The sequence below is a fragment of the Posidoniimonas corsicana genome (genome assembly GCF_007859765.1).
Classification (GTDB): domain Bacteria; phylum Planctomycetota; class Planctomycetia; order Pirellulales; family Lacipirellulaceae; genus Posidoniimonas; species Posidoniimonas corsicana.
The window spans coordinates 3,512,341-3,523,977 of record NZ_SIHJ01000001.1 but is presented as its reverse complement, the minus strand read 5'-3'; the positions used below and the strand labels follow the sequence as shown (position 1 = coordinate 3,523,977).

The window sequence follows — 11,637 nt, the reverse complement described above, 5'->3', positions numbered from 1 at the left end:
TGAGCCGCCGCGCTGTGGGCGTGGGAGCCTAGAACCAGTGGCCTAGTGCCGGTGGTTGTGGTGGTCGTGCCCGTGCGACGGCTTGGCGCCCTCGAGCCGGGGGAGTGGCAGGCCGAGGTCGTCGCCGTTGGGCTCGAAGGGCGCGCCGTCCTGATTGGCGTCGCCGTCGGTGTCGATGAACACGGGGTTGGAGACCGCGATCGGCATCACGGCGCCCTCCTTCTCCCCGTACACGGCGCCCAGCTGCCGGTCCTCGCCGCAGGCGATCACCACCAGGTGGGTGTCGGCGTCCAGGTCGAGCTCGATCGTCTGGGAGAACACCTCCGGGCCGGCGGCGAACATCTCGCCGTTGTCGCGGGCCGTGTAGTTGTGCTGTTCGACCGCGCGGCCGTTGAGCAGCAGCTGGACGCGGTTGATCTCGAGCCAGTTGGGCCGCCGCACGGTGATGCGTACGCGGGCCTTGCCGTCGGCGGCCTTGAGGTCGTCGCCCGGGATGGCGGGGCGGTCCTGGGCGTCGGACTCAGCCACCACCTGGAGGAACGGCCCGTTGGACATCACGACGTGCCCGTGCTCGAACTCGTGCACCAGCTCGATCACCGATGCCTGGGCGGGGTCGTCCGTGGAGCTCTTCACCCAGTTCCGCAGCCAGCCGCTGCCGTGGTGGTTGTAGTGGGCGTCCGTGTTGACCACGCCGGTCACCCGGTAGCCGAGGTTGAGCAGCTGGAGCCAGTTGACGATGGTGTTCCCCCGGTTCCCGAGGCCGCCGGAGCCGACGCCGTTGTCCGCCTCGCCGGCGGGGCCGAGCGGCTGGAGGATCGTGTCGAGCGGGTGCACCTCCATCACGTCCATGTAGCCGAACATCGCCTCGAAGCCCTCGTCGGCCACGCCGTCCAGGTCGCGGTCGCCGATCATCTGGGCCACGTTCGGGTGGTTGGTCTGGATGAGCTTCTCTGAGTTGTTGTCCCAGGCGGCCAGCCGCTGGATCTGCGCGACCGGGTCGACGTTGGTGAGCGGGCCGCCGTTGTGCTGGCGGTGCTCGTGCTTGATCAGCGGGAACGCGTTCTGGTGGTTCAGCGGCAGCGGCTTGCCGGTCAGCTCCATGCCGGCGCAGGTCAGCATCCGATCGACCGCGTCGAAGTGGGCGAGGTGCTCGTCGTAGGTGTCGATCCGCTGGTGTTCCGTGCACGGGCAGAACTCGAGGTGCTCGGCCAGCAGGTTCAGCACGCGGCCCCGCTGGCTGGAGGTGTTGTCGCCCGACGGGGAGCTGTGGCTGTGGAGTTCGGAGCTCAACCACCCGGTGGTGTCGACCGACCGCCGCAGCGACGCCTCGACATCGGCCGTTTCGCCCTCGGCGATGGTCAGCTCGCCCTGCGCGGCGTCGTACTCCGGTCCGTGGCTGGCGATCCAGCGGTAGCGTCCGGGGAGCAGCTTGGCTTGGAACCGCCCGTCGGGCGTGTACTGCAGGTCGACCACGCCGCGCACCGCCGTGTCCGGCCCGAACCGGGGCGACGGCGTGTCGCCCAGTCCGGTGAACTGCACCTTGCAGGCAATAGCGTGTCCGGCGTCGTCGGTCACGACGCCGGACACGTACGCGGGCTTCGACAGCTGGATGTCGAGGCCCGCGGCCTCTTTGTCTTGCGTGGCAGCTACACTAGCGGCCAGATCCAGCGGCTGATGGCCATTGGCGCGGACGCGGATCTCGTAGTCGTCGGCCGGCAGCTTGGTGGCGAGTCGCCCATCACTGTCCGTGAGGCCTTCTCCGAGCCGCTTGCCGTTGCGCCGCACGACCACTCGCGCGCTGGCGACCGGGTCGGCGCCGTCGGTCACCGTGATGGCCACCGGGCGGAGCTTGTTCGGATTGGCTGCGGAGTGGGCAAAAAGCTCCAGCGTGTCGGCCGCCGGGATCAGCCGGCGGGACCAGGCAACCCGGCCTCCGGCGGGCAGCGTCTGCTCCGCGGATTCGGCGTTCGCCAGCGGGTAAGCCGCGACATGCGGGCGCCGCTTCTCGTCGCTCTTGACCAGCATCGCCCGGCGATCGTCGTCTTCGGCGACCAGGCCGTACGCCTGCCGCCAGTGCTGATCGTAGGCCCACCAGAGCCCTCGTTTGCGGGCGGAGCCCAAGCGGAAGCCCTTGTCGACGCGTAGGCCGTCGCGCACCTGCACTTTGGCGGGCGAATCGCCTGGGTTGGTAATGTCGCTGGTGACGCGGAGGAAATCCTCGCCGTCCCGCAGTTCGTAACCAACGCGGATCTGAAGCGGGGCAGAGCGGTCGTTCTTGCCCTGCACCTGTGCTCCGGCGAAAGCGATGCGGGCGGCGCCCTCGGCCTTTGTGCCGAACGCTTCCGGCCAGTCGATGACCTCATGTAGCCGGAAGACGCTGTCGCCCGGGTAGAAGCAGCTGAGCTGATCGCTCTGCCGATCGCGCTGCGTGAGGTCGATCACGCCGCCGCCGACGTTCAGCACGGTGAGGTTGGCGTGCCGCCCCTGATGGGGCGCGGCGACCGTGGCGACCACCTTGTCGTTTCTGAGGACGTAGTCGCCGTAGATGGCGTCTGCCTCTTTGCCGCGTGGCGCCGCCTCGGTGAAGTTTTCTGACGTTAGCGTCAACAGCTCTGCGCCGTACGAGGGTAGACAGCAGGCTAGGCAGAGGGTAAGTGCCGCGCTCTTCGTGGGCATCCGGTTGCCGTTGCTAGGGGATAGCAGGAAGGTGAGAGGGCGGTGATTGTGCGGAGCTAAATGAAGAAAGGCGGAGCGCTAGATGAAGGAAGTGTGAATTGTTTTTGTGCGCAGCAAACATTGCGCGTAGTGGTTGGCTGCGCTGCGCACGCGCGATAGCGCGCGGCGGATTGTGAGCGCAGTGTGAACGAGATGCGAAGCAACGATGAACCGCATGCACGCAGGCGCGCTATGCTAGTAAGGTTGCTTCGGAAGACCGATCGCTGTCAGGAGGCGGGGCAGATTGCCCTGTTGAGACAGCCCCCTTTAGGCGGCAGAGTACACGGCTTCGCCGCGCGCCCAGCAGCGTTCTACCCAGCGGTCGTCCCACGCGAACATGAGCATCGACAGCGGATCAACACTGGACGAGAGCCACGGCACGCCCGGTCGGATCAAGACTAGATCCGCCGGGTCGCCAACGCGCAGGTTGCCCGCGTTAGGCCAGCCGAGGGACTCGGCGTTGCCGGCCGTGATCTGGCGCCACGCCTGCGCCGCTACGGGGAAGGAGTCGCCGACGGCCGACGCGGTTTCGATCATCGCACGCGCGACGCGCACCATGCTGGTCTCGTAGCCGGCGCCGATGTCGCTGCCTAGGCAGATTTTGGCGCCGGCGGTGAGCGTCGCCCGGCGGTCCATCGCGCCGGCCCGCAGAAACGAGTTGGCCGTCGGGCAGTGCGCCGCGATGGCGCCCGCGTCGTGCATGGTCTGGCGGTCGTGGTCGCTCAGGTGAATGCAGTGCCCGTAGACCGACCGCTCGTTGAGCAGGCCCGCTCGGCGGTAGACCTCCACATACCTGGCGCCGCCGAACAGCTCGGACGCCCACTCGCACTCGGGGAGCGTCTCGGCGAGGTGCGACTGGACGGCGGCGCTGCGTTCGTCGGCCAGTCGTCCGGCCGCGGCGAGCAAGTCCGGGGTGCAGGAGATGGCAAACCGGGGCGTGACCGCTGCGGCCATCCGATCGCCGGGACGGAAGTCGTCCAGCAGAGAGGTGGTCTCGTCCAGAAGCTGCTGCGCCGGGCGGCACAGATCGTCGGGCGCGTTGCGGTCCATCAGCGATTGGCCGACCACCCCCCGCATCCCCCGCTCTGCGGCCGACCGCAGAGCTGCGCGGGTCCCGTCGGCGTGCACGCTCGAGTAGGCGCAGATGGCCGTCGTGCCGTGGGCGAACAGGCGGTCGATCGCCCGATGGGTCATCGCTGCGGCGTAGTCGGCGTCAGCCCACTTGCGCTCGTCGGGGAACGTGCACCGTTCCAGCCACTGCAGCAGCGGCAGCCCGTGGGCGCCCTGCATGTCGAACTGCGGCAGGTGCAGGTGGGCGTCGATAAAGCCGGGCGTGACCAGGCATTCCGGCCCGCCGGCGTCGCAGGTCGCAGGCGCCTGCCCCACGGCCACTTCCGCGATGACGCTGTCTTCGATCCGCACGTAGCCCGGCTCAATCCGCGCCCGGTCGGGCAGGTCGTTCAGCAGCAATTGGCCGGAGATGATCATGCCAGAGGTGGGGATTTAATTGGGGGACGGCGCGGGGTTGCGGGGCAGAAATGGCATTGTTGATAGACGGAACGGATCCGTCATTACCTGAATATGTCTCGCGGTCACGCTAGCAGCCACGTCCAGATTGCCGAAGTAGCCCTTATCGGTCGGGTAGTCTGGTGATCCTGCATAGCGTGGGCGGACTTTCGCGGCTGTGAGCACAGGTCACGCAACGCTCAGCTGAGTAACAAGTTATGGCGATTGACAGCGGTCTTCGGATTGCCGAGTCGGTCGAGCAGATTAACCACACGGGTGATAGAGATCCCGGTGAATGCGTAGAATAGGTGAGGCTACCAGCCGCTGAAAGTTGCCCAGCGGACTGGAAAGAAAGGGAATTCTCCCAGGGAAAGCACTGGGCAACAGCAGCGAACCGGATGAACGCAGGCACGGCAATCCCAGATCCGGCTGTGCGCCCTTCAAAAGGGGGGCCGCATTGGGGGCTCTCGACCCTGGTCGAGGTCGCCCAGTGGCGCGCGTTGCATCAGGGTGACGATCCCGCCTACACGTTCCTCGCTTCTGACGCCGGCGACCCAACCAGCCTGACGTTCCGGGGTTTGGAGCGGCGCGCCCGCGCGATCGCCGCCGCCATCCAGCAACGCGGGCCGGCCGGCCAACGCGTGCTAGTGGTGCTCGAGCCCGGACTCGACTACATCGCAACGCTGTTTGGTTGCTTCTTCGCCGGCGCCATCGCGGTTCCCGTCTACCCGCCGGACCCGTTCCGGATCGCCCGCACGCTGCCGCGGCTGCGAGCGATCTTCAAGAACGCCGACTGCCAGCTGCTGGTGAGCAGCCAGCAGTGGCTTGCTAGCAAGACGAGCTCGCTGCGTCAGACCTGCCCCGGTGGCGCAATCGCCGTTGAGGACCTGGGCGCCGACCTCGCCGACGCGTGGCGGCCCATGACGCTGCAGGGGAGCGACCTCGCGCTTTTGCAGTACACCTCCGGCACGACCGGGGCCCCGCGTGGAGTCGCGATCACGTACGACAACCTGCAGTACAACCTGCGGGCGATGGAACAACTGCTGGACGTTCCCGAAGCTATCGCCACGTTCTGGCTGCCGCCGTACCACGACCTGGGCCTGATCGGCGGCGTGTTCCTGCCCCTGTTCGCCGGTCGGCGGACGGTGCTGATGTCGCCGCTGGACTTCGTCCGCCGCCCCGTTTCCTGGCTGCGTGCCGTCAGCGACTTCCGCGCCACCACGTCGGCGGCGCCCAACTTCGGCTACGAGCTGTGCGTCCGCAAGGTGTCCGATGAGGACTGCGCCGGGCTCGACCTCAGCAGCTGGCAAGTCGCCGTGTCCGGCGCCGAGCCGGTCCGCAGCGCGACGCTCGACCGCTTCTGCGAGCGCTTCGAGCCGTACGGGTTCCGCCGCGAAGCCTTCGTGCCCGCCTACGGCATGGCCGAGACAACCCTCATGGTCAGCGTGGGGCGCCTCGCCAAGCCGCCGCTGGAGCGTGAGTACAAGGCCGCCGACATGGCGGAGTCAATCGTCGCCCCCCGCAACGGCAAGGCAGAGACGATCCGCAAGCTCGTTGGCTGCGGGCCCCCTGGCCCAGAGATCGATCTGCGGATTGTCGATCCAGAAACCTGCCAGGCAACCGACGGCGTCGGTGAGATCTGGGTCCGCAGTCCAGGCGTCGCCTCGGGGTACTGGCGCAGCCCCGACCAGACCTCCGCTGCGTTTGGCGCCAAGCTTGCGGCCGGCGAGTCCGGATTCCTCCGCACCGGCGACCTCGGCTTCGTCGACGCGGGCGAGCTGTTTGTGGTAGGCCGGCTGAAGGAGACGATCATCCTCGGCGGGCGGAACTACTACCCGCAGGACATCGAGCTCGCCATTCAGGACCGCGACCCCGCGCTGAAGGCAGAAGGCGGTGCGGTGGCCGCGGTCGAGCTGGACGGCGAGGAACGCCTGGTGGTGTTCCACGAGGTGCAGCGTCCCAAGAGGCAGGACCTGCCAGCACTTGCTGACACTATCCGCTCGGTCGTGCTCGAAGAAACGCTGCAGGAGCCGTACGCCGTCGTGCTGCTGCCGGTTGGTGAGCTGCCGAAGACATCCAGCGGCAAGACCCGCCGATCGCAGTGCTGGCCCGAGTTCGAGTCCGGCGCCCTGACGCCCGCGTACCAATGGGTCGCCGGCGAGTCGACCGCTGAGCAGCGTGGCGACGGTGATGCCAAGGGCGTCGACCCGCCCGCGTCGAAGACCGAGGTCATGCTGGCTGAGGTCTGGCGGTCGCTGCTGGATGTTGACGTCGTGTCGCGAACCGATTCGTTCCTCGCGTTGGGCGGGCAGTCGCTGCAGATCCTGCAGCTCCTGCAGGAAGTCGCGGGCCGGACCGGCAAGACGGTCGCGGTCCAGGAGCTGTTTGAGCACCCGACGCTCGCCGAGTTCGCGGAGGTGGTCGACCAGACCAAGGCCGACGGCGCCCGCGAGCTGTCGGCTGCGCCGGATTCGTTCCTGACCCAACCGCAGCGCCTCTCCGAACCACAGCAGCGGATGTGGATGCTGGAGCAGCTCGGCCTGCGTGGCGGCGCCAACGTGCCGTTGGCCGTGGAACTGCAGGGCGCCGTCGACCGCCAGCGGCTGGCTGATGCGTTGAACAAGCTAGTAAGCAGGCGGCAGATGCTCCGCACGGCGTTCCAGACCGCCGAGGGAGAACCGCGGCAGGTGCTCCGGCCGCAGGCGTCGGTCGAGCTCGCCGACCTTGCGCCGCCCGTCAGCGATCAGCAGCAGGATCTGATCGCCTGGGCGTTGAACCAGGACTTCGTCTGGCGCCCGTTCGACTTGGCCGAAGCGCCATTAGCGCGGGCCGCACTCGTAACCGCCTCCCCGGAACGGCACGTGCTGGTGCTGGTGATGCACCACCTGATCTGCGATGGCGCCTCGTTCGAGCCGCTGGTCGACGAGCTCGCCCGGATGTACGGCGGCGAAGAACTGGCGCCGCTGGCTTTCGACTTCTGGGACCACCTCGCTGCGGGCGACAGGGCTCCGGACGCCGCCGCGGACCAGGGCTACTGGAAGGACCGGTTGGCCAGCGCGCCGTCGGCGATCAACCTGCCGCAGCTCTCCGGACCCCCGGCGACCGACCCCCGGTCGATCGCGGCTCACCGCCTGGAGCTGCCTGCGTCGCTCACCGAGTCGGTCCGAGCCGCCGCTACCGATCAGTCGGCGACGCCATTCATGCTGTACCTGTCGGCGCTCCACTTGGTGCTGGGCAGGTTCAGCGGCGACTCCGAAGTGGTCGTTGGCGTGGCGCAGGCGGGCCGCGATAGCGCGACCAACGCCCACACGCTAGGCTGCTTCATGCACGCCGCGCCGGTGTTGGCCAACGTTGCGAGCGGAACGTGCGCCGATTTTGTCGCCCGCTTGCGAGACGACGTGCTCGCCGACTTCCACCACGCGCAGGCCTCGTGGGAAGAGATCGTCGCCTCGGCAGACGCGGAGCGGATCGTCGGCCGGATGCCGCTCACGCAGGTGTTCTTCCTGTACGAGAACTCTCCTGCCGCGTCCCTCCAGTTCGGCGGCGCCCGGGTGACGGCGGCGTCCACCGACTACCGCGGGCTGGGCGTCTACGACCTGACCGTCGCCGTCGACGAGGGCGCAGGCGGGACGCGCGTCGAGCTAGTCTACGACCCGGGCCGGGTTTCGGGTGAACTCGTGCAGTCGATCGGGGCGGCCTACCAACGCTTGCTTGAAGAGCTGTGCGAAGGCCTTTATGGTCCGATTGATTCCCTGGAGATCTTGGACGAGAGCCAGCAAGAGGAATTGCTGTCGCTTGCCGCCGGCCCCAAGGTTGACCAACAGGCCGAGCTGCCGCTTGCGCTGTTCGCTCAGCAGGTGAGGTCTCGAGGAGACGCAACCGCCGTCGAGTGCGCTGGCCGTTCGATGACGTACCGCGAGCTGGATGACCGCGCGACGCGGCTTGCTCACGGGCTGGTCAACGAGGGCGTCCGTCCCGGCGATCGCGTGGCGCTCCTGCTCGATCGTTCGTGTGACACGCTCGCTACGATGCTAGCCGTTTGGAAGGCGGGCGCCGCGTACGTCCCGCTCGACCCGACGTACCCGGCTGCACGCATCGCCCTGATGGTCGATGACTGCCGGCCGGCAGTCCTGGTCGCGGAAGAACGCCTCGCCGGCGAGGCGCCCGCCGGCGCTGGAAAGACGGTTGTTCTGAGTGAGTTGGCCGCGTCAGGCGCTGCCGCCGCAGAGCTGCCTGCCGCGAGCGGCTCGGACGCAGCCTACGTCATCTACACGTCAGGTTCGACGGGCAACCCGAAGGGCGTGGTGATCAGCCATGGGGCGGTCGCCAACTTCCTCCGTTCGTTCCACAAAGACCTAGATGTTAGTTCCTCCGACCGGGTGCTGGCGTCGACAACAATCTCGTTTGACATCTCGGTGTTGGAGCTGTTCCTGCCGCTGGCAGCCGGCGCCGCCGTCGTGTTGGCCGACTCCGCGACCGTGGGCGACGGTGGGCGGCTCGGGCGGCTGATTGACGAGGCCGGCGTCACCGTGCTGCAGGGCACGCCGTCGAGCTACCGCATGCTGCTGGCGACCGGTTGGAAGCCGACCAACACACAACGGCTGCTGGCCGGCGGCGAGGAGCTGACGCCCGACGTCGCCCGGCAGCTGATCGGCGCCGCAGGGCGGTTGTGGAACGTGTACGGACCGACGGAGACCACCATCTGGTCCACCATCGATGAGGTGCAAGACGTCGGCGAGCGGGTTTCGATCGGGCGGCCGATCGACAATACCGATTGCTATGTGCTCGACAGCCGCCACCGGATGGCGCCGCGCGGTGTGTGGGGCGAGCTCGCCATCGGCGGCGCAGGGCTGGCCGAGGGGTACTTCGGACAGCCGGATCTGACCGCCGAGCGCTTTCCAACCATCTCGATTGGCGGCGCCGCGCGGCGGGTCTACCTCACCGGCGACCTCGCCCGCTGGGCGCCCGACGGGCGGCTGGAGTTCGGCGGCCGCAGCGACACCCAGGTGAAGGTCCGCGGTCACCGGATTGAGCTCGGCGAGATCGAACGCGCCCTGCGGAGTCACCCGGCGGTGGCCGAGGCCGCCGTGATTACCGTCAACGACCCCCTCGGCGCCGCCCTGGCGGCCTACTTTGTCCCCGCGGGCGACGAGGCCCCAACCCCGGCCGAGCTGCGGCGCGCGCTTGCCGAGTCGCTCCCCGAGTACATGACGCCCTCGGCGTTCGTGCAGGTCGACGGCGCGCTGCCGCGGAACGGCAGCGGCAAGCTCGACCGCAAGCGGCTGCCCGAGGTCGAGGGCTGCCGGCTGGCCCGTTCGGCCGAGCGGGTCCCGCCGTCCACACCGCTGGAGCTGCGGCTCGCGGAGTGGTGGCAGGAAGTCCTGCGGCTCGACGAGGTCGGCGTGCACGACAACTTCTTCGAGCTGGGCGGGCACTCGCTCTCGGTGATGCAGCTGACGGTCCGCATCCACGAGCACCTGGGGGTCGAGCTCGACCTCCGTGAGGCGTACCGGCAGCCCACTATCGCCCGCTGGGCGGAGATGATCCTCGCCCAGCAGGTGGGCGGACCCGACCTGGCCGACCCCGACCTGCTGCGGCAGATCGAGGCCATGTCCGACGAGGAAGCCGTAGCGTTCTTGGAAGCCATGGGAGAGACCTGACCACGCGGCTGCGCTCCCCGCCAAGCGGGGCATTGCGGGCCGTCCAACCGAAACAGGAACTGGGTCAACGCCTCGACGGGCGCCGGGCCCCGCACGATAAACCGGAGAGCAAGACATGAACGGATCCACCTACATCGACTACCTGATCGTTGGCGCTGGCCCCGCCGGGCTCCAGCTGGCGTACTTCCTCGACCGCGCCGGCCGCAACTACCTGGTGGTGGAGTCGCGCGAACGCCCCGGAGGGTTCTTCGAGAAGTTCCCCCGCCACGACGAGCTGCTCTCGATCAACAAGGTGCACACCGGCTACTCCGACCCGGAGACCAAGCTCCGCTACGACTGGAACTCGCTCTTCTGCGAGGACGAGGCGATGGCCTTCACCAAGTACTCCAAGGAGTACTTCCCCAGCGCCCGCCTGTACGCCAAGTACCTGCAGGACTTCGCCGCCAAGATGGGCCTGCGGGTGCGGTACAAGACCCGCATCTCCGACGTGACCCGCTGCCACAACGGCCCCAACTTCGAGGTGGCCGACGAGTCGGGCACGCGTTACTCGTGCCGCGCGCTGATCCTGGCCACCGGCATGTGGGAGCCGTGGGAGCCCAACATCCCCGGCATCGAGCACACCGAGTCGTACGCCGACATGTCGATCGACACGGAGGACTTCGAGGACCAGCGGGTGCTGATCCTGGGCAAGGGCAACTCCGCGTTCGAGACCGCCAACCACCTCACCAGCGCCACGCGGGTCACGCATGTGTGCAGCCCCAACCCGCTGAAGCTGGCGTGGAAGTCGCACTACGTCGGCAACCTGCGGGCGGTCAACAACGACTTCCTAGACACCTACCTGCTGAAGGGCCAGAACTCGCTGCTGGACGCCAACGTCGACCGCATCGAGAAACGCGACGGCGAGTACGTGGTGGACCTCACGTTCACCCACGCTAACGGCCAGCGCGCCCAGCTCGCCTACGACCGAGTCCTGGTCTGCACCGGCTTCAAGTGGAACCACAACATGTTCCCGCAGAGCTGCAAGCCGGAGATGACCCCGTGCGGCCGCCTGCCGCTGATGACCAGCGCGTGGGAGTCGACCAACCTGCCGCACCTGTTCTACGCCGGCACGCTGATGCAGATGCGGGACAAGCACAAGACCATGTCGAACGTGCTGCACGGCTTCCGCTCGAACATCAAGTCGCTGGCGAGCATCCTCGGCTGCCGCTACGAGAACAAGGACTGGCCGTCGGTGGAGCTCGCGCGGAGCCCCGGGGCAATCGCCGACAAGATCATCTCCCAGGTGAGCCGCGACAGCAGCATCATGCTGCAGCCCGGCTTCCTGGCGGACCTGATCGTGGTCGGCGAGGACAACGCCCGCTACTACGAGACCCTCTCGATCGACTACATCAACGACAGCGACTTCGCCCAGGCGGAGAACTACTTCACCATCACCATGGAGTACGGCGACACCCAGGACGACGTGCTGGCCGTCAACCGCGAGCCCGACCCGACCAAGGCCTACAACGACGTCTACCTGCACCCCCGCGTGCGGCAGTACTCACGCGGGCAGCTGGTGGCGGAGCACCACATCTCCGAGTCGCTAGAGAACGACTGGCGCGTCGGCGAGCACTGCGGCTCCCGCCCCTTGATCCGCAAGCTGGACTTCGCCGGCCAGCAGGACCCGACCATGTTCCAGCAGACGCACCGCGACCAGCTGGTGGGCTTCCTCGAGCAGCGGCTGTCGCAGCAGTCGTACGCGATGGGGGCCATGTAG

General features: G+C 67.9%; 4 protein-coding genes. 2 read left to right on the top strand and 2 right to left on the bottom strand.

The features are described 5' to 3' along the window. Positions 1 to 42: 42 nt before the first annotated feature. Both KOR34_RS13455 and KOR34_RS13450 read right to left on the bottom strand, forming a co-directional pair. The gene (locus KOR34_RS13455; RefSeq protein ID WP_146565081.1) at positions 43 to 2,676 is read right to left on the bottom strand and encodes a CehA/McbA family metallohydrolase; all 2,634 of its coding nucleotides are present in this window, start codon (positions 2,674 to 2,676) and stop codon (positions 43 to 45) included. 306 nt (positions 2,677 to 2,982) lie between these two features. Continuing rightward, a complete protein-coding gene (locus KOR34_RS13450) occupies positions 2,983 to 4,203 on the bottom strand; it encodes an amidohydrolase family protein (RefSeq protein ID WP_146565080.1) in 1,221 nt (406 codons plus the stop codon). A 449-nt stretch (positions 4,204 to 4,652) separates the two neighbouring features. Here KOR34_RS13450 and KOR34_RS13445 point away from each other — a divergent pair, with 449 nt between their 5' ends. Next, positions 4,653 to 9,881 carry a non-ribosomal peptide synthetase gene (locus KOR34_RS13445; RefSeq protein WP_197531390.1) on the top strand — a complete coding sequence of 1,743 codons (5,229 nt, stop codon included), beginning with the start codon at positions 4,653 to 4,655 and terminating at the stop codon, positions 9,879 to 9,881. Between the two features lie 115 nt (positions 9,882 to 9,996). Further along, positions 9,997 to 11,637: an NAD(P)-binding domain-containing protein gene (locus KOR34_RS13440; protein ID WP_146565078.1), complete on the top strand. Its 1,641-nt coding sequence runs from the start codon at positions 9,997 to 9,999 to the stop codon at positions 11,635 to 11,637.